Origin of the sequence: Isoptericola sp. NPDC056134 (assembly GCF_042264825.1) — a bacterium.
GTDB classification, from domain to species: Bacteria; Actinomycetota; Actinomycetes; order Actinomycetales; family Cellulomonadaceae; genus Isoptericola; species Isoptericola nanjingensis.
The window spans coordinates 74,065-98,056 of sequence record NZ_JBHJVM010000012.1 but is presented as its reverse complement, the minus strand read 5'-3'; the positions used below and the strand labels follow the sequence as shown (position 1 = coordinate 98,056).

The window sequence follows — 23,992 nt, the reverse complement described above, 5'->3', positions numbered from 1 at the left end:
AGCGCGCCCCCGGGATCCTCCGCAGGGGGCAGACGGCTCACCTTCGCGGGTGAGCCGTGGCATCGGGACGGGACGTCAGACGTTGAAGCGGAACTCCACGACGTCGCCGTCCTGCATGACGTAGTCCTTGCCCTCGACGCGCGCCTTGCCGGCGGAGCGGGCGGCCTGCACGGAACCGGCCTCGACGAGGTCGTCGAACGAGATGACCTCCGCCTTGATGAAGCCGCGCTCGAAGTCGGTGTGGATGACGCCGGCGGCCTGCGGGGCGGTCCAGCCCTTGCGGATCGTCCAGGCGCGGGACTCCTTGGGACCGGCCGTGAGGTAGGTCTGCAGGCCGAGCGTGTGGAAGCCGACGCGGGCAAGCTGGTCGAGGCCGGCCTCCTCCTGGCCCGAGTCGGCGAGCATCTCCTTGGCGTCCTCCGGCTCGAGCTCGACGAGCTCGGACTCGAACTTCGCGTCGAGGAAGACGGCGTCCGCGGGGGCGACGAGGTCGCGCAGGCGCTGCTGCATCCCCGTGTCGGCGAGGCCGGCCTCGTCGGTGTTGAACACGTAGATGAACGGCTTGGCCGTGAGCAGCTGCAGCGACGCGACGTCGGCGAGGTCGAGCCCCTCGGCCTTCGCGCCCTGGAAGAGCGTGGTCCCGGACTCGAGGATCTTCTGCGCGGTGGTGGCGGCCGCGAACAGCGCGGCGTCGCCCCGCTTGATCTTGACCTCCTTCTCCATCCGCGGCAGCGCCTTCTCCAGCGTCTGGAGGTCGGCGAGGATCAGCTCGGTGGAGATGGTCTCGATGTCGCCCTCGGCGTCCACCGAGCCCTCGACACGGACGACGTCGCCGTCGTCGAACACCCGCGTGACCTGGCAGATCGCGTCCGCCTCGCGGATGTTCGCGAGGAACTTGTTGCCCAGCCCCTCGCCCTCCGAGGCGCCCTTGACGATGCCCGCGATGTCGACGAACGACACCGTCGCGGGCAGGATCCGCTCGCTGCCGAAGATCTCCGCGAGCTTGTCCAGCCGCGGGTCCGGGAGCGGGACCACGCCGACGTTGGGCTCGATCGTCGCGAACGGGTAGTTCGCCGCGAGCACCTGGTTGCGGGTCAGGGCGTTGAAGAGCGTGGACTTGCCGACGTTGGGCAGGCCGACGATGCCGATGGTGAGTGCCACGTCGGGAGAGTCTACGTGGCGGGGGTCAGCGGGCCGCCCGGGCGCGCTGCTCCAGCGTCGTGAGGTCGCGCTCGACGAACTGCAGGTGCGCCCAGTGCTCCCGGGCGACGACGCCGAGGCTCTGGTGCACCGCGCGCGTGAGGCCCTCGGGCGCCCACGGCGGGAGGCGCGGGGCGTCGACCGTGACGTCGCTGCCGGCGAGCTCGTCGTAGACGGCGTGCACCTGGGCGATCCGGTCGGCGTGCGCCGCGAGGGTCTCCTCCAGCGGCGGCGTCGCCGCCAGGTCGACGCCCAGCGCCGCCACCTCGGGCTCGTACTCCGTGAACGGCAGCCCGGCGTACCAGAACGGGTCGTCGATCCCCCGCAGCCCGTACCGGATCCAGCCGTCCATCGCGAACACCAGGTGCCGCAGGGTCTGCGCCGTCGACCACTCGCCGTCGACCTGCTCGTCCACCGCGCCGGGCGCCAGCGCCGCCGCCCGCGCGAGGTGCGCGTCCCAGGCGCGCAGCGCCGCGTCCAGCGACGCCCGCTGCTCGGCGAGGTCCGCGGACCGGGCCTGCTCGCGCCCCGGGTACCGCCGGTTCAGCTCCGCCTCGACCAGCGGCGCGACGTCGACGCCGTTGACGCGCAGGCCGGTGATCTCGCCGTCGAGGTCGGCGTCCGTGAGGTCGACGCCGCGCATCACTGCCCCCGGCATGAAGCTCTGGTCGAACCGTGCGCCGTCGAGCTGCACGAGGCGGAACGTCGAGCCCGTCATGTCGGCCTCGACGAAGCGGGCGCCCCGCAGCTCGTCGTCCGACCCGAACCGTGCCTCAGCGCTGGTCATGCGACGACCGTAGGACCGGGCACCGACACTCAGACGTCGACGTCCTGGTGCCAGGACTCCGTGACGTAGGAGGTGCGCCAGCCCCAGCTCTCGTACAACGACGCGGCGCCGGTGGGGCTGTCGGCGTCGACCTCGAGCCCCACGCGGTCGCGGCCCCGCGCCGCCGCGTCGCGCACGACGGCGAACAGCAGCGCCGTCGCGACCCCGCGGCCACGGGCCCGGCGGTCGGCGCCCAGGTACTCGATGTAGCTGCCCTCCTTGCCCGACGCGCCGGAGGGCAGGACGGCGCCCACGAGGGCGCCCATCGGCTCGGGGGCCGCGTCGGGCTGCTGCGGGTCGGAGACGAACGCCAGCCACCAGTGGTCCCACCGGTGCCCCGGGTCCGAGCGCAGCCGCACCAGGAACTCGCCGAAGCTCTCCCGGTAGGAGTTGAAGTGGTCCTCGAACGCGCTCTCGAGCACCCGGTGCACGGTCTGCAGCTCCTCGGCGACGGGCATCCCGTCGTCGTGCGTCGCGACCCGCCGCACGGTCACGCCCGGGCGCGGGTCCGGCAGCACGCCCCGGTGCGCCTCCTCCGCCACGACGGGCCGAGACATCTGCAGCCACGAGCGGGCCTTGGCGTACCCGGCCGCGGCGAGCCAGGCCTGCTGGGTCGTGTCGCCCGCGAACGCGCCGGCGTCGAGCTGGGTGCGGGGCACCCCGCGCTGGGCCGCGAGCCCGCGCCCCTGCCGCGCCGCCCAGGCGTAGCCCGCGGCCGCCAGCTCGTCGGCCACCGGGGTCGCGCGGTCGACGTCGACCCCCACGACGACGCGCCCCGCGGCGCGGTCGTGCGCCCACGCCCAGGCCTGAACCACGCCGTCCGGGTCGCGTGCCACGACCTGGCGCCGCGTCCACGAGACCGGGCCCGCCACCTCGGCGGCGAGGGCGTCCTGGTTCACCACCGACGACCCCGTGAACGGGGCGGCGACGGCCCCGCGCAGCTCGCCGAGGCGGGGCAGGTCGGCCAGGTCGGGGGCCGACGTCGTCCAGCCGTCAGGCAGGGGCAGGTGCTCGAGGTTCTCGGAGGTCACGCGTCCCATTGTCGCAAAGGGTCCCTTGGGCTCCCCATGACCGCCCCGTCACGAAGCCCCGAGGGAGCCCGTCGGGACGTCACCCGAAGGCCATCACCTGCTGCAGCAGCTCGGGCAGGCGGCGGTCGTACGTCCGGGCGCCCCAGCGCACTCCCAGCAGGAGCACGAGCACGCCGGTGACGAGGCCGACGCCGAGCGCCGCCCAGCCGAGCGCGGCCTGCGGCAGCAGGATCGCGGGCAGGGCGAGCGCGAGCGTGGGCACGCTCACCGCGAGGATGATCCCCATCGTCGCCATCTGGGCGAGCATGGTTGCCATCGTGGCGCCCTGCGGGGACTTGAACGGGCTCTCCCCCGGCTTCGGCACGGGGTAGACGAGCCGCGCGGACACCGCGCTCGAGATCCCGAGCGACGCGCCCAGCGTGCCGGCCGTGAGGCCGAGCATGGCGGGCAGCGCGTCCCAGCGGCCCGCGACGGCGCACCCGACCACGGCGAACGCGACGCACAGGGGCAGCCCCGCCACCAGCACGGGCAGCACGCGACCCCACCGGTCGACCCGGCCCCGGACGCCGGTCGCGACGTGCAGCGCGAACGCCGTGTTGTCGTAGCCGACGTCGTTCGAGATGCCGAACCCGAGCAGCCACGCCGCCAGGGGCGCCACGAGGAGCAGGACCACGCCGCCCGCGCCGTTCGTCGTCCCCACGGCGAGCAGCACCAGCGGCAGCAGCGGCACCATCGCGATCGACGCCGCGTACCGGGGGTCGCGCACCCAGTAGGTCGCGGTCCGCGCGGCGACCGCCCCCAGCGGCGTGGCGGGCAGCCGGCCGAACCAGCCGAGGCCCTTCGCCGCCGTGGCCGACGAGCCTCCGCCGCGCGGCGTCACGAGCTCGCGGGCGAGCGCGCGGTCCCACACCACTCCGGCGAGGGCGAGCGTGCCCAGGCAGATCGCGACCCGGGCCGCGAGGAGGGCCCACGCGCCGTCGTGGACCGCCGAGGCCAGCGCCCACGGCGCCCCCAGCGGCGTCCAGCCCACGACGCCGGCCAGCGGCGCGATCGCCGCCCCCAGCGCGTCGGAGCCGGCCCCGTCGACGGTCACCTCGACGCCGTCCGCCAGCCAGCCGACCGCGGGCCCGATGAGCAGGAGCGGCACGACGGCGACGATCGCCAGCACCTCGCGGTACCGCCGCGAGTCGAGCAGCGGCGCGAGGGCCGTCGTCGCCGCCCGGGAGCCCACGACGCACAGCGCGGTGGCGAGGACGCCGCCGACCAGCGCTGCGACGAGCGCGGCCGGCTGCCGCCACCAGGCGAAGGAGACGCCCAGCGCGCCGAGCGTCGTGACGGCCGCCGGGATGGAGACGAGCCCCGCCAGGGCGAGCCCGGCCAGCAGCGTGCGCCGCGGGATGGCGAAGGTGACGAAGCGCCGCGGGTCCAGGGTCGCGTCGACGCCGAACGCGAAGACGGGCACCACCCACCACGCGAGGACCACCAGCGCGCCCGCCAGGGTGAGCACGTGGCCGGTCACGACCGGGTCCGCGGTGCCGCCCGCCACGGCGGCGGCCACCACCAGGACCAGCACGCCGAGCCCGTACAGGGACCCGACCACCAGGCCGATCGTCTGCCACACGCTCCGGCGGAACGTGTTGGCCAGGAGGGTCAGCTTGAGGCGGACGAGCTGCGCAACCACGCCAGTCCCTCCGACTCCCGACGGCCGCCGACGAGGTCCACGAAGCGGTCCTCGAGGCTCTGCTCCCCGCGCACCCCGGCGACGGTGCCCGCGGCGAGCACGTGCCCGCCGGCGATGACCGCCACGTGCGAGCACATCCTCTGCACCAGGTCCATGACGTGGCTCGACACCACGACCGTGCCGCCGTCGGCCACGTACCCGTGCAGGATGTCGCGGATGTTCGCGGCGCTGACGGGGTCGACCGCCTCGAAGGGCTCGTCCAGCACGAGCACGCGCGGCGCGTGGATCATCGCCGACGCCAGGCCGATCTTCTTCGTCATGCCGGCGGAGTAGTCGACGACGAACGTGTCGCGGTCTCCGACCAGGTCCATCGCCTGCAGCAGGTCCTCGGTGCGCTCCGCGACGGTGTCCCGGTCCAGCCCGCGCAGGAGGCCCGCGTAGGTGAGCAGCTGTGCGCCGGTGAGCCGGTCGAACAGGCGGACGCCGTCCGGCAGCACGCCGAGCTCGGCCTTGGCCCGCTCGGGCAGCGCCCACAGGTCCGTGCCGTGCACGTGCACCGTGCCGAAGTCCGGCCGCAGCAGCCCGGTCGCCATCGACAGGGACGTCGTCTTGCCCGCGCCGTTGGGGCCGACGAGGCCGAAGAACGAGCCGGTCGGCACGTCGAGGTCGACGCCGGCGACGGCGATCTTCTGGCCAAACCTCTTCCACAGGCCGCGCAGGCTCAGGGCGGCGGAGACGTCGGGCGGAGGGACGGGGGCGGGGGCGGCGGGCGGCGGCCCGGTCTGGTCGCTCACGGGTCAACCGTAGTGCGCGGGGCGCCGCGTGGGGGCTGGGACGTGTCGGTGCCCCATGACACCGTGTGCCGCATGACGACGAGCCTCGCAGTGATCCTCATCCTCGGCGCCCTGGGCGTGGGAGTGCTGGTGGGCTGGCTGTGGCACGCGACCCGCGCCGCGAAGGCGGGCCGGTCGGACGAGCTGCAGCGGGTCCAGGAGCACGGCGAGCTCGAGGTGCTGCGCCGCGACGCCGCGGAGCTGCGCAGCCGCCTCGCTCAGGCGACGCAGGAGAGCGAGCGGCGTCTGGCCGAGCAGCGCGCGCAGGCCCGCGAGGAGGCGGACCGGCGCGCGACGGAGGCCCGCGAGCAGGCCGACCGGCTGCTCGCCCAGGTGCGCGAGAACCTCGAGGAGCAGCTCGCCGAGGCCAAGGGCGACCAGGAGGCCGCGGCGCAGCGGTTCCGCGCGCTCGCCAACGACGTCCTCACCGCGAACCAGAAGCAGTTCCTCGACCTCGCGGACGAGCGGCTGCGCCGCAGCACGCAGAGGAACGACGAGACGCTCGCCCAGCGGGAGCAGGCGATCCGCGCGCTGCTCGACCCGATGAGCAAGACCCTCGACAAGGTGAACGCGCGCGTGGACACCGCCGAGCAGGCGCGCCTCCAGGGGCACACGGCCCTCACGGAGCAGCTGCGCCAGCTCGAGACGGTCAACTCGCAGCTGCGCGTGGGCACGAGCGACCTGGTCTCGGCCCTGCGCTCCAACCAGACGCGCGGCGTGTGGGGCGAGCTCCAGCTCAAGCGCGTGGTCGAGGCCGCCGGGATGGTGGACCACGTCGACTTCGAGGCCCAGGTGCACCGCACGACGGCCGAGGGCGAGACCTTGATCCCCGACCTGGTCGTCAGCCTGGCGGGCGGCAAGAACATCGTCGTCGACGCGAAGGTGCCGCTCAGCGCGTACCTGCGGGCGCAGCAGGCCGAGAGCTCCGCCGAGGGCGACAAGGAGCTCGGCGCCCATGCCAAGGACCTCGCCAAGCACGTGGACGTGCTCGCGGGCAAGGCCTACTGGGCGCAGTTCGACGCCGCCCCCGAGTTCGTGGTGCTGTTCGTCCCGGCCGAGCCCATCCTGGCGGCGGCCGTCGAGCACCAGCCGGACCTGCTCGAGACGGCCATCCGCAAGCGGGTGCTCGTCGCCACGCCGATGACGCTCGTCGCGATGCTGCGGACCGTCGCGTACGCGTGGCAGCAGGAGGCGATCGCCGAGGACGCGCAGAAGGTGCTGCAGGTCGGCAAGGAGCTGTACGGCCGCCTCGTCGGCATGACCGAGAAGGTCACCAAGCTGGGCCGGTCGATCACCACGGTGACGAACGACTACAACAAGTTCATCGCCACGCTCGAGACCCGGGTGGTGCCGTCAGCGCGCAAGATGGTCGAGCTCAAGGTGGTGGACGCGACCGTGGGGCTCGAGGCGCTCAAGGTGGTCGACGGCGCCACCCGCGAGATCACCAAGCCCGAGCTCCTGGCCGGGACCGACGGGTCGTTCGTCGAGCTGGCGGACCTCACCGCGCCGGGCGACCGCTCGTCCGTCGACTCCCTCGTGGACGCCGACCAGGACGGTCTCGAGCGCGCGACCGAGGCGGACGAGAAGGGCGAGTCGGCCGCGGGCTGAGTCGGCGGCGTCAGGCCGGCTCGACGGGCAGCGCGGTGCGCGCGCCGCGGCGGGGCCGCTTCTCCTGCTGGCCGGCGGCCTTGAGGCCCCGCGCCAGCTCGCGCGGCAGCGAGAACATCAGGTCCTCGGTGGCGGTGCGCACCTCCTCGACCTCGCCGAAGCCGTGGCTGTCCAGGTGCGCGATGACGTCCTGCACGAGGATCTCCGGCACCGACGCGCCGGACGTGACGCCCACCGTCGTCGCGCCGTCGAGCCAGGCGTCCTCGATCTCGGTCGCGCGGTCCACGCGGTACGACGTCCGGGCGCCGGCCTGCAGCGCCACCTCGACGAGCCGCACCGAGTTCGACGAGTTCGCGGAGCCCACGACGATGACGACGTCGCACTCCGGGGCCAGCTTCTTCACCGCGACCTGGCGGTTCTGCGTGGCGTAGCAGATGTCGTCGCTGGGCGGGTCCTGCATCTCGGGGAACCGGTCGCGCAGGCGGCGGACGGTCTCCATGGTCTCGTCCACCGACAGGGTGGTCTGCGAGATCCACACGACCTTCTCCGGGTCGCGGACCTGCACCTGGTCGACCTCGTCCGGGGAGTTGACGACCTGCACGTGGTCGGGAGCCTCGCCGGCGGTGCCCTCGACCTCCTCGTGCCCGGTGTGGCCGATGAGCAGGATGTCGTAGTCGTCCTGGGCGAACCGGACGGCCTCCTTGTGCACCTTGGTCACCAGGGGGCAGGTCGCGTCGATGGTGTCGAGGCGGCGGGCCACGGCGGACGCGCGCACCGCCGGGGAGACGCCGTGCGCGGAGAACACCAGGCGGGCGCCCTCGGGCACCTCGTCGGTCTCGTTGACGAAGATCGCGCCGCGGTCGCGCAGCGTCTCGACGACGTGCTTGTTGTGCACGATCTCCTTGCGCACGTACACGGGCGCGCCGTACGTCTCGAGCGCCTTCTCGACCGCGACCACCGCGCGGTCCACCCCCGCGCAGTAGCCGCGCGGCGCGGCCAGGAGCACGCGCTTGGTGGACGTCGGGGTGGCGGGGGCCGGGCTGGTCACAGTCACGGGCAACAGTCTAGGTACGGACTGTGGACAACCGGTGACGAGGCTCCGTCGGGGGCGTGGGGCATGCTGGACGCCGTGTCGGACCAGTCCCAGCCGCAAGCCCCCCAGCCGCAGCCCCTGCCCGAGCTCGCCCGCGACACGACCGCGGACCGCCCGTGGCCGGTGCGGCTGCTGTCCGCGAAGATCCGGGACTACGTCGCGAGGATGTCGTCGGTCTGGGTCGAGGGCCAGGTCGTGGAGCACACCTACCGCCCCCGGGCCGGCATGCAGTTCGTCACCCTGCGGGACACCGACGCCGAGGCCTCCCTGCCGGTGCACCTGCTGTCGCGGATCTACGAGGGCCTCCACCACAAGCCCGAGGTGGGCGACCACGTGGTGGTGCAGGCGAGGCCCGAGTTCTGGGTCAAGACGGGCCGCCTCTCGATGCGCGCGACGGCGGTGCGTCAGGTGGGCGTCGGCGAGCTGCTCGCCCGCATCGACCAGCTGCGCCGCGTGCTCGCCGCGGAGGGCCTGTTCGACCTCGACCGCAAGCGCCCGCTGCCGTTCCTGCCCGCCGTGGTGGGCCTCGTGTGCGGGCGCGAGTCGAAGGCGGAGCACGACGTCGTCGTGAACGCGCGGGCGCGTTGGCCGCAGGTCCGGTTCGAGATCCGCGAGGTCGCGGTGCAGGGCGTCGACGCCGTCCGCGAGGTGAGCGCCGCGATCGCCGACCTCGACTCCCGCCCCGAGGTCGAGGTGATCGTCGTGGCGCGCGGCGGCGGCTCCGTCGAGGACCTGCTGCCGTTCAGCAACGAGGCCCTGGTGCGGGCGGCGGCCTCGTGCACGACCCCGCTGGTCAGCGCCATCGGGCACGAGACGGACACCCCGCTGCTCGACCTCGTCGCGGACCACCGCGCGTCCACGCCGACCGACGCCGCGAAGCAGGTCGTGCCCGACGTCGCCGAGGAGCGGCTGCGCCTCGACCAGGCGCGACGGCGGATGCGCGCCGCGGTGGCCGGTCGGGTCGAGCGCGAGCAGCACGGGCTGGACGCCCTGCGGTCGCGCCCGGCGCTGGCCCGGCCGCAGACGACGGTCGACGTCCGCGAGCGCGAGATCGCCCAGCACGTGCGGCACGCCCGCCACTGCCTGGACGCCGCGCTGCTGCGCGCGTCCGGAGAGGTGGGCCGCCTCGCGGCCCAGGTCCGGGCGCTCTCCCCGCAGGCCACGCTGGAGCGCGGGTACGCCGTCGTGCAGCGCGCGGACGGGCACGTGGTGCGGGCGAGCCACGACGTCACGGCCGGCGACGCCGTGCACGTGCGCGTGGCCGAGGGTTCGCTGGAGGCCGCCGTCACCGCGACGGCGGCACCCGCGCCGCCCGCCTGAACCGGTCCGCGAGCCGGCCGAACGCCGCGGCGAGCTCCTCCCCCTCGAGCACCTCGACGTCCATGTCGAGCCGGGTGATCCACAGGGCGAGCTGGTCGGGGTCGTCGCTGCCCACCTCGATCCGGCAGGTGGACGGCCCGACCTCCTCGACCTCCAGCGGGGAGCCGACCTTCGCCACGACCTGCGCGGCGGTGGCGTGCACGAGGATCCGCGCCCGGTAGCGCCAGGTCGCCCGGCCCACCCGCGCCACGACGTGCCGCAGCACCGCGTCCTCGGGGATGACGCGCGGCCGGAACCGGGCCCCGGTGGGCGGGCGCAGCGTGATCCGGTCGACCCGGAAGACACGCCAGTCCAGCCGGTCGAGGTCCCAGGCCAGCAGGTACCAGCGCGACCCCCAGCGCACCAGGCGGTGCGGCTCCGTGTGCCGGGAGGACTCGGCGCCGTCGTGGGAGGCGTAGCGGAACCGGAGCCGCTCACCGGAACGGATCGCGGCGGCGACACCCCCGAGCACCTGCAGGTCCGGCGCCGGGTCCCCGCCCGGCACGACGCTCGTCGCCTCCCGGACGGCCTCGACGCGGCGCCGCAGGTGCGCGGGCATGACCTGCTCGACCTTCGCGAGCGCGGTGAGGGCCGTCTCCCCCTCGCCGTGCTGCCCGTGCGCGGCCGCGGCCAGCCCGATCGCGACCGCGACCGCCTCGTCGTCGTCCAGCACCAGCGGCGGCATCGCCGACCCGGCGGCGAGCCGGTAGCCGCCGGCGACGCCGGGGCGGGCCTCGACCGGGTAGCCGAGCGAGCGCAGCCTGCCGACGTCGGTGCGCACGGTGCGGGTGCTCACCTCGAGCCGCTCGGCGAGGTCGCCGCTGGTCCAGTCGCGCCGCAGCTGCAGCAGGGACAGGAGCTGGAGCAGGCGGGCCGAGGTCTCGAGCATCTTCGGAGCATCTCACCGATCGCGGAAGCAGGTCTTCCGCTATTGCTGCGAGCGTGGAGCCATGAACCGAGTCATGAGCCCCACCGCAGACACCGCCCTCGTCCCCTTCCGCGTCGACGTCCCGCAGGCGGACCTCGACGACCTGCGCGACCGGCTGGCGCGCACCCGCTGGCCCCTGCCCGTGCCCGGTCGCGACGACCGCACGGACTTCAGCCGCGGCATCCCCCTGCCGTACCTGCGCGAGCTCGCCGAGTACTGGCGCGACGGCTTCGACTGGCGCGCGCAGGAGGCCGCGCTGAACGCGCACGAGCAGGTCACGACCGTCGTCGACGGCCAGACGTTCCACGTCGTCCACGCCCGTTCCGCGAACCCGGACGCCACCCCGCTGCTGCTGTGCCACGGGTGGCCGGGGTCGTTCGTCGAGTACCAGCGGCTGCTCCCGCTGCTCACCGACGCGTTCCACGTCGTCGTGCCCTCGCTGCCCGGTTTCGGGTTCTCGACGCCCCTGTCCGGCACGGGCTGGGAGGTCGCGCGCACCACCGAGGCCTACGCCGAGATCATGACGCGGCTCGGGTACGAGCGGTTCGCCGTGCACGGCACCGACATCGGCGCCGGCACCACCGGCCGGCTCGCCGCGCTCTACCCGGAGCGCGTGATCGGCACCCACGTCGGCAGCGACGGCCGGTCGCTCGGCATGGTGGGCGCGGCCTACCCGATGCCGGACGGGCTGACCGACGACGAGATCGCCCAGATCGACGCGGTGCGCGCGGCCGACGCCGCCGAGCACGGCTACTTCGAGATGCAGAACCACCGCCCGGACACGATCGGCGCCGCCCTGACGGACTCCCCCGTCGGGCAGCTCGCGTGGATGGCCGAGAAGTTCCAGACGTGGACGAACCCGGCGTCCCGCACGCCGGACGAGGCCGTCGACCGCGACCAGCTCCTCACGAACGTGGCGCTGTACTGGTTCACCCGCAGCGGGGCGTCCAGCGCGCAGTTCTACTACGAGGCCTCGCACTCCGGCCTCGACTGGCTCTCCGCCTCGGAGGTCCCCTCCGCGTGGTCCGTGTTCGACACCCACCCGCTCATGGCCAAGGTGTTCAACGGCTGGGGCGCGATCGACCGCTGGGTGGAGCACGCCGAGGGCGGGCACTTCCCCGCGATGGAGGAGCCGCGGCTGCTGGCCGACGACCTGCACGCCTTCTTCGACGGCCGGTCCTGACCGTCACCGTGCGCGGACGACCCGCCCCTCGTCCCAGACGGGCTCGGGCGTCTCGCGCACGGTGCCGTCCTCGCCGAACACCAGGAACCGGTCGAACGACCGCGCGAACCAGCGGTCGTGCGTCACCGCGAGGACGGTGCCGTCGAACGCCTCCAGGCCCTCCTGCAGCGCCTCGGCGCTGGCGAGGTCGAGATTGTCGGTGGGCTCGTCGAGCAGCAGCGCGGTGCAGCCGGCGAGCTCGAGCAGCAGGATCTGGAACCGCGCCTGCTGCCCGCCCGACAGCCGGTCGAACGCGCGGTCGGCGGCGACGGTCAGCTCGTAGCGGCGCAGCACCGACATCGCCGCCCCGCGGTCGCGGGCATGGTCCTCCCACAGGATCTGGGTGAGCGTGCGGCCGAACAGCTCCGGGTGGGCGTGCGTCTGCGCGAACACGCCCGGCACCACGCGCGCGCCGAGCCGCCACTCCCCCGTGTGCGCGACGTCGTCGCCGCCGAGCAGCCGCAGGAAGTGCGACTTGCCCGACCCGTTCGACCCGAGGACGGCGACGCGCTCGCCGTAGAAGACCTCGAGGTCGAACGGCTGCATCAGGCCGGTGAGCCCGAGCCGCTCGCAGGTCAGCGCCCGCACGCCCGTGCGGCCGCCGCGCAGGCGCATGCGGATGTCCTGCTCGCGCGGGGGTTCGGGCGGCGGGCCGGCCTCCTCGAACTTGCTCAGTCGGGTCTGGGCCGCCCGGTACCGGGAGGCCATCGCGTCGCTGTTCGCGGCCGCCTGCCGCAGCTCGCGCACGAGCCTCGTGAGCTGGGCGTGCTTCTCGTCCCAGCGCCGGCGCAGCTCCTCGAACCGCGCGAACCGCTCCCGGCGTGCCTCGTGGAACGTCGCGAAACCGCCGCCGTGCACCCACGCGTCGGCGCCGGACGGCGCGGGCTCGAGGGAGACGATGCGGTCCGCGACGCGGGCGAGCAGCTCGCGGTCGTGCGAGACGAAGAGCACGGTCTTCCGGGTGGCGCGGAGCTGGTCCTCGAGCCATCGCTTGCCGGGTACGTCGAGGTAGTTGTCCGGCTCGTCGAGCAGCAGCACCTCGTCGGGGCCGCGCAGCAGCGCCTCGAGGACGAGCCGCTTCTGCTCGCCGCCGGAGAGCGTGCGCACCTCGCGCCACCGCGCCTGCTCGTACGGGACGCCGAGCGCGGCGACCGTGCACACGTCCCACAGCGTCTCGGCCTCGTAGCCCTGCGCCTCGGCCCAGTCGGCGAGCGCCTGCGCGTAGGCGAGCTGCGCCGGCTCGTCGTCGACCTCCATGATCGCCAGCTCGGCCGCGTCGACCGCGCGGGCCGTGTCGCGGATCCGGGGCGGCGCGACGGAGACGAGCAGGTCGCGCACCGTCGACTCGTCCCGCACGGAGCCGACGAACTGCCGCATGACGCCGAGCCCGCCCGTCACCGTGACCGACCCGGCCTGCGGCACGAGGTCGTCCGACAGCAGGCGCAGCAGGGTGGTCTTCCCGGAGCCGTTGGGCCCCACCAGCGCGGTGGCGCTCCCCTCGGGGACGCGGAACGAGACGTCGTCGAGCAGCGTGCGCCCGTCCGGCAGCACGTGCTCGACGTGCGCCACCTCCAGATGACCCATGCGGCGCACGCTGCCCGACCACCCGTCCGCCCGCAAGGCATTTCCGCCCGCTGCGCGGACGACGTCGACGGCCTGTCGGCCCGGTGTTGTTGACTGTCCCCCGTGACCGATGCGAACCCCGGTGCCCCGGACCTGCCCGCCGACGTCTCCGACCTGACCTACGAGGAAGCCCGCGACGAGCTCGTCCAGGTGGTCGCCCGGCTCGAGGCCGGCAGCGAGCCCCTCGAGGCGTCGCTCGCCCTCTGGGAGCGCGGCGAGGCCCTCGCCGCCCGCTGCCAGCAGTGGCTCGACGGAGCGCGGCAGCGGCTCGCGGCGGCGCAGGCCGCCTCGTCCGCGATCTCGTCCGGCGCCGACGGCGCCGACGGCGACGACGGCGACGACGACGCCGAGGAGGACGACGCGTGAGCGCGCACGTCCTCGCGGTGGGCGAGGCGCTGGTGGACGCGGTGCACCGCCCCGACGGGAGCAGCGAGGAGCACCCCGGCGGCAGCTTGGCGAACGTCGCGCTCACGCTCGGCCGTCTCGGCCGCGACGTGCGGCTCGCGACCTGGCTCGGCCGCGACGCGCGCGGCGACGTCGTCCGGTCGTGGCTCGCGGAGTCCCGCGTGGCCCTGGCCCCGGGTAGCGACGGCGCGGCGCGCACGAGCGTCGCGCAGGCGACCCTCGACGACACCGGCGCCGCGACCTACGAGTTCGACCTCGAGTGGCAGGTGCCCGCGGGCGCGGGCGCCACCCCCGAGACGCTCGCGGTGCACACCGGCTCCATCGCCGCCATGCTCCCGCCCGGGGACGCCGACGTGCGGGGGCTGGTGGAGGTCGCCCGGGCGACGTCGACAGTGACCTATGACCCCAACGCGAGGCCCGCGATCATGGGCGACGCCGACGTCGTCCGGCCGCGGGTCGAGGAGATCGTCGCGCTCTCCGACGTGGTGAAGGTCAGCGACGAGGACCTGGCGTGGCTCTACCCCGACCGGGCGCCGCTCGACGTCGCGCGCGGCTGGCAGGCCACCGGCCCGGCGGTCGTCGTGGTGACGTTCGGCGGCGAGGGAGCGACGGCGATGACGGCGGCCGGCGAGGTCGCCGTCGCCGCGCCGCGGGTCGACGTCGTGGACACCGTCGGTGCCGGCGACTCGTTCATGGGCGCCCTCCTGGACTGGTTTTGGGGCGCGGACCTGCTGGGCGCGGACCGCCGCGACGCGCTGCGCGCCATCGACCGCGCGGCGACGGCCCGGATGCTCGTGCGCGCGGTCGCCGTGGCCGCCGTCACCGTCTCCCGGGCCGGCGCGAACCCGCCGTGGCCCCGCGATCTCATCGGGCCGGACCGCGTGCGGGTCGGCGAGCACGGAACAGAGGAGCACTCATGACCCTGACCCCCACCGAAGCCTGGGCCCGGCTGCGGGCCGGCAACGGCCGCTTCGTCCGCGACGAGCCGGACCACCCCGACCAGGACGCCGTCCGCCGGCGCGAGCTGCGTTCGGTCCAGCACCCGCACACCGTGATCTTCGGGTGCTCCGACTCGCGGGTGGCGGCGGAGATCGTCTTCGACCAGGGCCTGGGCGACGTCTTCGTCGTGCGGACCGCGGGGCACGTGGTCGACACGACCGTGCTCGGCTCCATCGAGTACGGCACGGAGGTGCTGCACACTCCCCTCGTGGTGGTGCTGGGGCACGACTCGTGCGGCGCCGTCGCGGCGACCGCGCACACCCTCGCGACCGGCGAGCAGCCCCCGGGCTTCGTGCGCGCCGTCGTCGACAAGGTCATCCCCTCGGTCGCGGAGCTCACGAGCCGCCAGGGCGTCACCGGGCCGATCGACCCGGCCGTGCTGCGCACGGAGCACGTCAAGCACACCGTCGCGCTGCTGCGCGGCTACTCGGCAGCGATCGCCGCGGCCATCGACGAGGGCCGCCTGGCCGTCGTCGGCGTCGTCTACGACCTGGACGACGGCAGCGCGCACCTCGTGGCGGTCGATGGCGAGATCGGCGAGGAGCCGGCCGCCGCCTGAGGGCGACGACCCGGGTCCCGCCCGCTCAGGCCCGTGCGGCGGCCGCCAGCAGCCGCCGCACGGTGCCGAGGGTGCGCGTCGTCGCGACGCCCCCGGTGAGCCGCTCGACGAGCGAGTTCGGGTCGGCCCAGGTGCCCGGCCCGCCCCGCACCACGCCGAGGACGACGCCCGGCCGCGCGGCGACGAGGTCGAGCAGGTCGCGCTCGTCGGTCCACGGCAGGTCCAGCGGCAGCGGGTGCCCGCCGTCCACGAACGTCAGGGTGTCGCGGTACGTCCGCTCGTCGCGGGTGAGCGCGAACGGGTCGCCGTCGATCGCCGCGGTGACGTCGTCGAGAGGGCGCACCAGCGCCGCGCCGGAGTACCCGCACCGCTCGGCGAGCAGCGGCGCCGCGGCCCGGACGACGGCCTCCGCCGCGCCGCCGCCCGGGCCCACGTCGAGCAGCACCGTGCCGTTGGTCTGGAACGACCGCACCGCGGCGCCGCCGCCGTCGAGCAGGGCGCGCTCGAGGACGTCGCGCACCGGGCTGCCCCGGTGCCCGAGGTTCATCGCGCGGTAGAGCACCACGTGGGTGAACGTCACCCCGCGATCCTCCACCACCGCACCGACAGCGGCACCCGTGCGGAGTGACCCGGCTCACGACGGACCGCCCGCGCGGGTGCGGCACGATAGAGGCATGACTTCCGACACCGTCGTCCCCGGCGCGTCCGGCGCGGGCGAGACCGAGTACCGCATCGAGCACGACACGATGGGCGAGGTGCGCGTCCCGGCGCACGCGCTCTACCGCGCGCAGACGCAGCGGGCCGTGGAGAACTTCCCCATCTCCGGCACCACGCTCGAGCGCGGGCACATCGAGGCCCTGGCGCGCATCAAGAAGGCCGCCGCGCGCGCCAACGCCGAGCTGGGCGTGCTCGACCAGGACATCGCCGACGCGATCGTCGCCGCGGCCGACGAGGTCGCCTCGGGCGCGCACGACGCGCACTTCCCGATCGACGTCTTCCAGACCGGCTCGGGCACGTCGTCGAACATGAACACCAACGAGGTGCTGGCCACGCTCGCCACGCGCTCGCTGGGCAAGGACGTGCACCCGAACGACCACGTCAACGCCTCGCAGTCGTCCAACGACGTCTTCCCGACGTCGGTGCACGTGGCCGCCGCCGCCGGCGCGATCCACGACCTGATCCCGGGTCTGAAGCACCTGGCCGACGCCCTGGGCGCGAAGGCCGACGAGTTCGGGGGCGTCGTGAAGTCCGGCCGCACGCACCTCATGGACGCCACCCCGGTGACGCTGGGCCAGGAGTTCGGCGGCTACGCCGCGGCGATCCGCTACGGCGTCGAGCGCGTCGAGGCGGCGCTGCCCCGCGCGGCCGAGGTCCCGCTGGGCGGCACCGCGGTCGGCACCGGCATCAACACCCCGGCCGGCTTCCCGCAGCGCGTCATCGAGCTGCTGCGCGAGGACACGGGCCTGCCGCTGACCGAGGCACGGGACCACTTCGAGGCGCAGTCGGCGCGCGACGGCCTCGTGGAGCTCTCGGGCGCGCTGCGCACCATCGCCGTGTCGATCACGAAGATCTGCAACGACCTGCGCTGGATGGGCTCGGGCCCCAACACCGGCCTGGGCGAGATCGCGATCCCCGACCTGCAGCCGGGCTCCTCGATCATGCCGGGCAAGGTCAACCCGGTGATCCCGGAGGCCGTGCTCATGGTGGCCGCCCGGGTGATCGGCAACGACGCCACCGTCGCGTGGGCCGGCGCCAGCGGCTCGTTCGAGCTCAACGTGCAGATCCCCGTCATCGCGCAGGGCGTGCTGGAGTCGATCCGCCTGCTCGGCAACGCGTCGCGCGTCCTGGCCGACAAGACGGTCTCGGGCATCACCGCCAACGTGGACCGCGCCCGCGCGTTCGCCGAGTCGTCGCCGTCGATCGTCACGCCGCTCAACCGCGTGATCGGCTACGAGGCCGCGGCCAAGGTCGCGAAGCACTCGGTGAAGCAGGGCATGACGGTCCGCGAGGCCGTGATCGACCTCGGCTTCGTGGAGCGCGGCGAGGTCACCGAGGCCCAGCTCGACTCGGCCCTCGACGTCCTCAAGATGACGAAGCCCCCGCAGGCCTGACGTCCCTGCCCCGCGACGGCGGCGCTCCCCTCGGGGAGCGCCGCCGTCGGCGTCTCCCGGGGAGCGACCGCATCCCGAGCTCGGGGTTGGTAAGGCTAACCTCACCTGCTACTGTCGGCGTACGCGGGGAGGCGCCCCTCGGGGCGCGGGGCTGGGGGGTTCCACCTGAGACGTGCGGCGCCTCCCCGCGATCAGTAGTCCTTCGGGTCCAGGCGACGCAGGACGACGGCGAGCAGCCGGCCGAGCTCGGCCCGCTCCGCCCCGGACAGGTCCGCCAGGGCCGCGCGCTCGTGCTCGATCTGCCGGGGGAACAGCTCGTCGACGAGCGCCTCCCCCTCCGTGGTCAGCGCCACGAGCACGCCGCGCTTGTCGCGCTCGTGCACGGCACGTCCCACCAGGCCGGCGCGCTCCAGCCGGTCCAGGCGCTTGGTGATCGACGCCCCGGGCGAGCCCGTCATCGTGGTGATCTCGCCGGCGCGCAGCGGGCGCCCGGACCGGCGCAGCGCGGTGAGGACGTCGAGCTCGGCCCGCGTGACGTCGCGGGCGGCGAGGTCGTCGGACACCTCGGCCTCCAGCAGGGCGGCGATCCGGCGCACCCGCGCGCCCACGTCGGCCGGGGACGTGTCGACGGCGGGGAGCCGCTCGGCCCACTGCGCGCGCACGCGCTCGATGTAGTCCACGGCGACAGGATAGAGGTCACACCGCAACTACTTCCATGATGATTTACCTGTGAACTATCATCGTCGGCAATGCCTCCCACCTCCTCCCCGGTCCTCACGAGCGCCCGCGACGTCCTCGACCCTGCCCACCTGCGCGCGGCGCTGCGCATCAACCCCGCCGACGCGACGCTCGCGGCCGCCCTGCGCGTCGGCGCCGCGGCCGCCGTCGTCCTCGCGCTGAGCGCCGCCGTCGGCCGCACCGACCTGGCGGCCTTCGCCTCCCTGGGTGCGCTCGTCATCCTGTACGGCCGGTACGAGCCGTACCGGCTGCGCGCGTCCCTGCTGGCCGGCGTCTCCGCCGTGTTCGTCGTGGCCTTCCTGCTCACGGCCTCCCTCACCGCCGCCGGCGCGCCGACCCTCGTCGTCCTCGCGGTCGTGGCCCTGGTGGCCGGCGTGGCCACCGCCCTGTGCACCCTGGTCCGCACCGGGCCGCCCGGGGCAAGCATCGTCGTCTTCGCCGCGGCGGGCGGCATGGTCGGCCCCCTGGCGTGGGCCGACGTCGCCGAGCGTGGCGTCGCCTTCACGCTCGGCGCCGCGGTCGCCTGGCTCGTCGGGATGAGCGGCTGGCTCGTGCGCCCGAGCGCGCCGGCCCGCCTGGCCGTCCGCCGGGCCGCGGACGCGGTGCGGACGTCGCTCGACGCCGGACCCGACGCCCCCGGCGCCGCGCGGGCCGCGTCGGCCTCCGTCGCCCGGGCCCGCGAGGTGCTGGCGGACGACCTGTCCCGCCGGCGCACCCGGGACACCGCGCGGGTGCTCGCCGCCGAGCTCGCCGCTGTCGATGCGGCACTCGAGCCCGGGGCCCCCGGCCACGGCTCGGGCGGGGCGCCCGCCGAGGCCCTGCCGCCGCGTCGCCGCCTGCGCGACGACGTCCGCGCCGGCTGGCGCGTCCCCGGCTGGCGCCTCGCCGGGGTCCGCGTGGTGCTGGCGAGCGTCGTCGCCGGCGCGGGCACGCTCGCCGCCGGGCTGAGCCACCCCGCGTGGGCGCAGCTCGGCGCCACGGCCACCCTGCAGGGAGCGAGCACGCACCACGCCGTGGTCCGCGCGCTGCAGCGCGGGGGCGGCACGGTGCTCGGCGCCCTGCTCGCCTGGCCGCTGCTCGCGGCGCACCTGTCCTTCGCCGCGACCTGCGTCGTCGTCGTGGTGCTGCAGGTCGTCACGGAGGTCGTCGTCGGCCGCCACTACGGCCTGGCGATGCTCACCATCACGCCGATGGCGCTGCTGATGACGTCCCTCGGCGGGTCGGTCGACCCGGCCGGGATCGCGGCGTCGCGCGCCCTCGACACCGTGCTCGGCGCCGTGGTGGGGGTGCTCGCCGTCGTCCTGGTGCACCCGCGCCGCCGCACCGCCGGTTGAACCTGTCGACACCACGTCCCCGGGTCTCGACAGGCTCGACCGGCGGCCGGGTCAGATCTCCAGCGACTCCAGCATCTCGGTGACCAGCGCCGCGACGGGCGACCGCTCGGAGCGCGTGAGGGTCACGTGCGCGAACAGCGGATGCCCCTTCATCGCCTCGATCACGGCGGCGACGCCGTCGTGCCGGCCGACCCGCAGGTTGTCGCGCTGCGCGACGTCGTGCGTGAGGACCACGCGCGAGTCCTGCCCGATGCGGGACAGCACCGTGAGGAGCACGTTCCGCTCGAGGGACTGGGCCTCGTCCACGATGACGAACGCGTCGTGCAGCGAGCGCCCGCGGATGTGGGTCAGCGGCAGCACCTCGAGCATCTCGCGGTCGATCACCTCGTCGACGACGTCGGGCGAGACGAGCGCGCCGAGCGTGTCGTAGACCGCCTGCGCCCAGGGATTCATCTTCTCGGACTCGGATCCGGGCAGGTAGCCGAGCTCCTGCCCGCCCACCGCGTACAACGGGCGGAACACGATCACCTTGCGGTGCTGCCGGCGCTCGAGCACCGCCTCCAGGCCGGCGCACAGCGCAAGCGCCGACTTGCCGGTACCGGCGCGCCCGCCGAGCGACAGGATCCCGACCTCCGGGTCCAGCAGCAGGTCGATGGCGATGCGCTGCTCCGCAGAACGGCCGTGCACGCCGAAGACGTCCTGGTCCCCGCGCACGAGCCGGACCGTCTTGTCGGCCGTGACCCGCCCGAGGGCCGACCCGCCTGGCGAGTGGATCACCAGCCCGGTGTGGCACAGCAGCGGCGAGGCGGCCTCGACGACCGCCGGGTCCAGGGCGGCCAGCTCCACCTCGCCGCCCTCGTACAGGGTGCCCACCTGCTCGTCGGCGACGTCGATCTCGCGCATCCCCGTCCAGCCCGAGTCGACGGCGAGCTCGTGGCGGTACTCCTCCGCGCGCAGGCCCACGGCCGACGCCTTGACCCGCATCGGCAGGTCCTTGGAGACCACGGTGACGTCGCAGCCCTCGGCCGCGAGGTTCGCCGCGACCGAGAGGATCCGGGTGTCGTTGTCGCCGAGCCGGAACCCGGCGGGCAGCACCTGCGGATCGGTGTGGTTGAGCTCCACCCGCAGCGTGCCGCCCGCCTCGCCCACCGGGATGGGCGCATCGAGACGGCCGTGCTTGAGGCGCAGCTCGTCGAGCATCCGCAGCGCGCTGCGCGCGAAGTAGCCGAGCTCGGCGTGGTGCCGCTTGGCCTCCAGCTCCGTGATGACGACGACCGGCAGGACGACGTCGTGCTCGGCGAAGCGGTGGATCGCCCGCGGGTCGGACAACAGCACGGACGTGTCGACGACGAACGTGCGGGGGGTGGTGCCGTCCGGGTCGTCGACGGTGTCGCGCTCAGGGACGGGTGCAGTTCGGGCCACGGCGAGCTCCCTCCAGGTGGACGGGCGGCCGCCCCGGGGGCGCCGTGCGGCGCCGGGCCGGAGCCGGCCCTCCCGCACGGAGCGTGAACCCCATCGGCTGGCCTCCCCGAGGACGGCTGGACACCGTCCCTGCCGCCAAACTACGACGCTGTGATTCGCGCCACCACCCCCACGTCGGCGGGTCGGGAAGTTGTCACCCGCCGTTCACGCGCCGGACCCCGCCGCGACGCGGGCAGGAAGGGCGAGCACCATGGTGCCGTGACCCCGAAGCCCTCGACGCCCCCCACGCCTGCCGGCGACGACGCGACGGCCTGGGTCGTGCTGCTGCGCGGCGTGAACGTCGGCGGTTCCCGTCGCGTGACCTCCGCCGACCTGCGCGAGGCCGCCGCCGCGGCGGGCCTGGCCGACGCCCGGACCTACGCCAACAGCGGCAACCTCGTGGCCGTCGGGGCGGCGGACGACGGCGACGTCGCCGGGCGCGTCGCGGCCGCGCTGGCCGACCGCCTCGAAGGCGACCTGCGCGTCGTCGCGCTGACGGCGGAGCGCGCGGCCGCCGTCCTCGCCGCCGACCCGTTCCCCGACGCCGTGGCCGACCACCCGTCCCACGTGCAGGTGCACGTCTCCCCCGAGCCCGTGGACGCCGATGCCCTCGCGCGGCTCGCCGAGGGGCGGCCCGAACGCTTCGCCGTCGTCGACGGCGTGCTCTACGTGGACTACGTGGCGGGCATCGGCCGGTCGAAGCTCACCCCCGGGCTGGTCGACAGGGCCGCGGGCACCTGGACCACCGCGCGGAACTGGAACACCTTCTCCAGGCTGGTGACGATGGCCCACGACGCCTCATGACGGGCACCGGCACGCGGACGGCCCGACGGACGTTAGGCTGGCCCGCGGTGAGCCGGGAAGTCTGGTCGGTGGCACCGGCTGGGACGCCGGTGACCCACGACGACCCCTACCCGACAGGGAGCCCATGAGCACCGACGTCACCGCGCCGTCCTTCCCCGCCCGCCTGAGCCGCTTCGTCTCGCGCGAGACGACCGGCGGCGCGCTCCTCATCGGCGCCGCGCTCGTCGCGCTGGTGCTCGCGAACTCCGGCTGGCGCCAGTGGTACCTCGACCTGTCGGAGACGGTCCTCGGGTTCGCGTACCTGGGTCCGCTGCACATCCACCTCGACCTCACCGTCGCCGCGTGGGCTGCAGACGGTCTGCTGGCGATCTTCTTCTTCGTGGTAGGCCTCGAGCTCAAGCACGAGTTCGTCGCGGGCAGCCTCCGCAGTCCCAAGGAGGCGGGGGTGCCGATGATCGCCGCCGTCGGCGGCATGGCGGTCCCCGCGATCATCTACTCGGTGCTGGTCGTCACGCTGGGCGACTCCGGGGCGCTGGAGGGCTGGGCGATCCCCACCGCCACCGACATCGCCTTCGCGCTCGCCGTGCTCGCCGTCTTCGGCAAGGGCCTGCCCGTCGCGATCCGTACGTTCCTGCTCACGCTGGCGGTCGTCGACGACCTGCTGGCGATCATCGTCATCGCCGTCTTCTACACGGACGACCTGCAGTTCGGGTACCTCGCGGCGGCGCTGGTCGTGATCGCCGTCTTCGGCTGGTACGTGCGCTCCCGCAAGCCTCGCTGGTGGCTGCTGATCCCCCTGTTCGTCGTCGGCTGGGCCTTCATGCACGCGTCCGGGGTGCACGCCACGGTCGCCGGCGTGCTCATGGGCTTCACCGTGGCGGCGCGCCCCACGCACGGCGAGGAGATCAGCCGCACGCAGCGCTACGAGCACGCGGTCAAGCCCTGGTCGCAGGGGCTGGCGCTGCCGATCTTCGCGTTCTTCGCCGCAGGCGTGGACCTGCGCGACGGTGGCGGCGTCGCCGAGATCCTGGGCCAGCCCGTGGTCCTCGCCATCGTCTGCGGGCTGGTCGTCGGCAAGCTTCTGGGCGTGCTCGGCACCACCTGGCTCGTCACCCGCGTGACCCCGCTGCGGCTCGCACAGGGCATCGGCGTGCGCGACCTCCTGCCGGTCGCGCTGCTCGCCGGGATCGGGTTCACCGTCTCCCTGCTGATCTCGGAGCTCTCCTTCGGCCACGAGTCCGAGCACACCCTCGGCGCGAAGTCGGCGATCCTCATCGCCTCCGTCATCGCCGCAATCCTCGGGGCGCTCATGCTTCGGTGGGACGCCCGTCAGGCACGCACCTCCGACATGAACCGTGACGACATCGACGACGCCGTCACCGACTTCATCGGGGACGAGAAGGACCGCAAGGAGCACTGAGGGCGGCCGCTCCGCGGGCGGGGATCCGCGGGGCGCTGGCCGCCGCGAGCGCCGGCTCCCGCTGCGCCACGGCGACCGCCCGCGGTGCCGTCCGCGCCGCCGGAGCGGCGCGGCGTCCGCGGGCGGCCCAGGCCGTGAGGGCCCGGTCGACGACGAACCCGAGCACCGTGCCCACGACGATCCCGACGGCGACGGCGAGCAGCGGGTGGTCGCCCAGCGGCTGGGCGGCCACCACCCCGAGGAGCACGGACCACGTCGCCCACGCGAGGGACGCGACGGCCGACAGCCCCATGAAGCGGCGCCGCGAGAACCCGACCGCGCCGGCGGTGACGTTGACCGCCATCCGTCCCACGGGCACGAACCGCGCCCCGAGGACGACGGACGCGCCGCGCCGCTCGAAGGAGCGCGCTGCCCAGGCCACGGCACGCTGACCGCGCGGGCCGCGCAGGAAGGGGACCCGGGACGTGCCGAGCGCGCGGCCGAGGGCGTAGGCGATCTGGTCGCCGCACCAGGCGCCGAGGGCCGCGACGAGGATCACGAGCGCGAGGTTCACCGCCTGCCCGGTCTCGGCGCCCACCGCCATCATGATGATCACGGTCTCGCCGGGCACGGGCGGGAAGAAGCCGTCTGCCGCGGTCGCCCCGAACAGGGCGGGGAACGCCCAGGCGGAGGACACGAGCGCGAACAGCGTGCTCTCAAGCTGCCCCCAGAGCGAGGCGATCGCGTCGATCATGCCTCCCACCCTCCGGCGTCGGGG

At 74.6% G+C, this 23,992-nt stretch carries 22 protein-coding genes; 10 read left to right on the top strand and 12 right to left on the bottom strand.

Annotated elements, in window-relative coordinates; genetic code table 11:
• Window positions 1-75: 75 nt before the first annotated feature.
• The 5 genes from ychF to ACFCZN_RS13225 form a co-directional block, all read right to left on the bottom strand.
• Complete coding sequence (ychF, locus tag ACFCZN_RS13245; RefSeq protein ID WP_429762555.1) at window positions 76-1,161, bottom strand: redox-regulated ATPase YchF; 1,086 nt, start codon at window positions 1,159-1,161, stop codon at window positions 76-78.
• A gap of 25 nt (window positions 1,162-1,186) precedes the next feature.
• On the bottom strand, window positions 1,187-1,987 hold the full coding sequence (locus ACFCZN_RS13240; protein ID WP_430557084.1) for a DinB family protein: 801 nt from the start codon (window positions 1,985-1,987) through the stop codon (window positions 1,187-1,189).
• Between the two features lie 29 nt (window positions 1,988-2,016).
• Complete coding sequence (locus ACFCZN_RS13235) at window positions 2,017-3,057, bottom strand: GNAT family N-acetyltransferase (RefSeq protein WP_430557083.1); 1,041 nt, start codon at window positions 3,055-3,057, stop codon at window positions 2,017-2,019.
• Window positions 3,058-3,136: 79 nt separating this feature from the next.
• On the bottom strand, window positions 3,137-4,738 hold the full coding sequence (locus ACFCZN_RS13230) for a hypothetical protein (protein WP_430557082.1): 1,602 nt from the start codon (window positions 4,736-4,738) through the stop codon (window positions 3,137-3,139).
• Window positions 4,708-5,532 (bottom strand): ABC transporter ATP-binding protein, encoded by an 825-nt coding sequence (locus ACFCZN_RS13225; protein ID WP_430557081.1) that lies wholly within the window; start codon window positions 5,530-5,532, stop codon window positions 4,708-4,710. The genes ACFCZN_RS13230 and ACFCZN_RS13225 overlap by 31 nt, the downstream gene beginning before the upstream one ends.
• Window positions 5,533-5,604: 72 nt before the next feature.
• Between ACFCZN_RS13225 and rmuC the strand changes: the two genes are divergently transcribed.
• A complete protein-coding gene (gene rmuC / locus ACFCZN_RS13220) occupies window positions 5,605-7,179 on the top strand; it encodes a DNA recombination protein RmuC (RefSeq protein ID WP_430557080.1) in 1,575 nt (524 codons plus the stop codon).
• 10 nt (window positions 7,180-7,189) lie between these two features.
• Here rmuC and ACFCZN_RS13215 read toward each other — a convergent pair whose 3' ends face one another.
• A complete protein-coding gene (locus ACFCZN_RS13215) occupies window positions 7,190-8,233 on the bottom strand; it encodes a 4-hydroxy-3-methylbut-2-enyl diphosphate reductase (RefSeq protein ID WP_429762561.1) in 1,044 nt (347 codons plus the stop codon).
• A gap of 63 nt (window positions 8,234-8,296) precedes the next feature.
• On the opposite strand from ACFCZN_RS13215, the gene xseA reads away from it, so the two are divergent.
• Window positions 8,297-9,592 carry an exodeoxyribonuclease VII large subunit gene (gene xseA, locus ACFCZN_RS13210; RefSeq protein WP_429762562.1) on the top strand — a complete coding sequence of 432 codons (1,296 nt, stop codon included), beginning with the start codon at window positions 8,297-8,299 and terminating at the stop codon, window positions 9,590-9,592.
• Here xseA and ACFCZN_RS13205 read toward each other — a convergent pair.
• Complete coding sequence (locus tag ACFCZN_RS13205) at window positions 9,558-10,520, bottom strand: helix-turn-helix transcriptional regulator (RefSeq protein ID WP_430557079.1); 963 nt, start codon at window positions 10,518-10,520, stop codon at window positions 9,558-9,560. The two genes, xseA and ACFCZN_RS13205, sit on opposite strands and share 35 nt — an antisense overlap.
• 73 nt (window positions 10,521-10,593) lie before the next feature.
• Here ACFCZN_RS13205 and ACFCZN_RS13200 point away from each other — a divergent pair, with 73 nt between their 5' ends.
• Complete coding sequence (locus tag ACFCZN_RS13200) at window positions 10,594-11,742, top strand: epoxide hydrolase family protein (RefSeq protein ID WP_429762565.1); 1,149 nt, start codon at window positions 10,594-10,596, stop codon at window positions 11,740-11,742.
• A gap of 3 nt (window positions 11,743-11,745) precedes the next feature.
• Here the strand turns inward: ACFCZN_RS13200 and ACFCZN_RS13195 are convergent, their stop codons facing one another.
• On the bottom strand, window positions 11,746-13,365 hold the full coding sequence (locus ACFCZN_RS13195) for an ABC-F family ATP-binding cassette domain-containing protein (protein WP_430557078.1): 1,620 nt from the start codon (window positions 13,363-13,365) through the stop codon (window positions 11,746-11,748).
• 102 nt (window positions 13,366-13,467) lie between these two features.
• On the opposite strand from ACFCZN_RS13195, the gene ACFCZN_RS13190 reads away from it, so the two are divergent.
• Genes ACFCZN_RS13190 through ACFCZN_RS13180 form a run of 3 tightly spaced genes read left to right on the top strand, consistent with a single transcriptional unit; the run spans window position 13,468 to window position 15,367 of the window.
• Window positions 13,468-13,770: an exodeoxyribonuclease VII small subunit gene (locus tag ACFCZN_RS13190; RefSeq protein WP_430557077.1), complete on the top strand. Its 303-nt coding sequence runs from the start codon at window positions 13,468-13,470 to the stop codon at window positions 13,768-13,770.
• Window positions 13,767-14,729, top strand: a complete 963-nt coding sequence (locus tag ACFCZN_RS13185; protein WP_430557076.1) for a carbohydrate kinase — start codon at window positions 13,767-13,769, stop codon at window positions 14,727-14,729. The genes ACFCZN_RS13190 and ACFCZN_RS13185 overlap by 4 nt, the downstream gene beginning before the upstream one ends.
• Window positions 14,726-15,367, top strand: coding sequence for a carbonic anhydrase (locus ACFCZN_RS13180; RefSeq protein ID WP_429762569.1), 642 nt, complete (start codon window positions 14,726-14,728; stop codon window positions 15,365-15,367). The genes ACFCZN_RS13185 and ACFCZN_RS13180 overlap by 4 nt, the downstream gene beginning before the upstream one ends.
• A gap of 25 nt (window positions 15,368-15,392) precedes the next feature.
• Here the strand turns inward: ACFCZN_RS13180 and ACFCZN_RS13175 are convergent, their stop codons facing one another.
• On the bottom strand, window positions 15,393-15,947 hold the full coding sequence (locus ACFCZN_RS13175) for a DUF1697 domain-containing protein (RefSeq protein ID WP_430557075.1): 555 nt from the start codon (window positions 15,945-15,947) through the stop codon (window positions 15,393-15,395).
• 94 nt (window positions 15,948-16,041) lie between these two features.
• On the opposite strand from ACFCZN_RS13175, the gene ACFCZN_RS13170 reads away from it, so the two are divergent.
• Window positions 16,042-17,478 (top strand): class II fumarate hydratase, encoded by a 1,437-nt coding sequence (locus ACFCZN_RS13170; RefSeq protein WP_430557074.1) that lies wholly within the window; start codon window positions 16,042-16,044, stop codon window positions 17,476-17,478.
• A 191-nt stretch (window positions 17,479-17,669) separates the two neighbouring features.
• On the opposite strand, the gene ACFCZN_RS13165 is transcribed toward ACFCZN_RS13170, so the two are convergent.
• A complete protein-coding gene (locus tag ACFCZN_RS13165) occupies window positions 17,670-18,158 on the bottom strand; it encodes a MarR family winged helix-turn-helix transcriptional regulator (protein ID WP_430557073.1) in 489 nt (162 codons plus the stop codon).
• A 69-nt stretch (window positions 18,159-18,227) separates the two neighbouring features.
• On the opposite strand from ACFCZN_RS13165, the gene ACFCZN_RS13160 reads away from it, so the two are divergent.
• The gene (locus ACFCZN_RS13160) at window positions 18,228-19,550 is read left to right on the top strand and encodes an FUSC family protein (protein ID WP_430557072.1); all 1,323 of its coding nucleotides are present in this window, start codon (window positions 18,228-18,230) and stop codon (window positions 19,548-19,550) included.
• Between the two features lie 51 nt (window positions 19,551-19,601).
• Here ACFCZN_RS13160 and ACFCZN_RS13155 read toward each other — a convergent pair whose 3' ends face one another.
• Window positions 19,602-20,885: a PhoH family protein gene (locus ACFCZN_RS13155; protein ID WP_430557108.1), complete on the bottom strand. Its 1,284-nt coding sequence runs from the start codon at window positions 20,883-20,885 to the stop codon at window positions 19,602-19,604.
• Between the two features lie 345 nt (window positions 20,886-21,230).
• Here ACFCZN_RS13155 and ACFCZN_RS13150 point away from each other — a divergent pair, with 345 nt between their 5' ends.
• Both ACFCZN_RS13150 and nhaA read left to right on the top strand, forming a co-directional pair.
• A complete protein-coding gene (locus tag ACFCZN_RS13150; protein WP_429762574.1) occupies window positions 21,231-21,815 on the top strand; it encodes a DUF1697 domain-containing protein in 585 nt (194 codons plus the stop codon).
• A 124-nt stretch (window positions 21,816-21,939) separates the two neighbouring features.
• A complete protein-coding gene (nhaA, locus tag ACFCZN_RS13145; protein WP_429762575.1) occupies window positions 21,940-23,235 on the top strand; it encodes a Na+/H+ antiporter NhaA in 1,296 nt (431 codons plus the stop codon).
• Here the strand turns inward: nhaA and ACFCZN_RS13140 are convergent.
• Window positions 23,201-23,968, bottom strand: a complete 768-nt coding sequence (locus ACFCZN_RS13140) for a DedA family protein (protein ID WP_429762576.1) — start codon at window positions 23,966-23,968, stop codon at window positions 23,201-23,203. The two genes, nhaA and ACFCZN_RS13140, sit on opposite strands and share 35 nt — an antisense overlap.
• Window positions 23,969-23,992: the final 24 nt, after the last annotated feature.

Bases quoted from the DNA above. Each gene is read 5' to 3' on its own strand.
- ACFCZN_RS13240 (WP_430557084.1), bottom strand. From the start codon at position 1,987: ATGACCAGCGCTGAGGCACGGTTCGGGTCGGACGACGAGCTGCGGGGC.
- rmuC (WP_430557080.1), top strand. From the start codon at position 5,605: ATGACGACGAGCCTCGCAGTGATCCTCATCCTCGGCGCCCTGGGCGTG.
- xseA (WP_429762562.1), top strand. From the start codon at position 8,297: ATGCTGGACGCCGTGTCGGACCAGTCCCAGCCGCAAGCCCCCCAGCCG.
- ACFCZN_RS13205 (WP_430557079.1), bottom strand. From the start codon at position 10,520: ATGCTCGAGACCTCGGCCCGCCTGCTCCAGCTCCTGTCCCTGCTGCAG.
- ACFCZN_RS13200 (WP_429762565.1), top strand. From the start codon at position 10,594: ATGAGCCCCACCGCAGACACCGCCCTCGTCCCCTTCCGCGTCGACGTC.
- ACFCZN_RS13195 (WP_430557078.1), bottom strand. From the start codon at position 13,365: ATGGGTCATCTGGAGGTGGCGCACGTCGAGCACGTGCTGCCGGACGGG.
- ACFCZN_RS13180 (WP_429762569.1), top strand. From the start codon at position 14,726: ATGACCCTGACCCCCACCGAAGCCTGGGCCCGGCTGCGGGCCGGCAAC.
- ACFCZN_RS13170 (WP_430557074.1), top strand. From the start codon at position 16,042: ATGACTTCCGACACCGTCGTCCCCGGCGCGTCCGGCGCGGGCGAGACC.
- ACFCZN_RS13160 (WP_430557072.1), top strand. From the start codon at position 18,228: ATGCCTCCCACCTCCTCCCCGGTCCTCACGAGCGCCCGCGACGTCCTC.
- nhaA (WP_429762575.1), top strand. From the start codon at position 21,940: ATGAGCACCGACGTCACCGCGCCGTCCTTCCCCGCCCGCCTGAGCCGC.
- ACFCZN_RS13140 (WP_429762576.1), bottom strand. From the start codon at position 23,968: ATGATCGACGCGATCGCCTCGCTCTGGGGGCAGCTTGAGAGCACGCTG.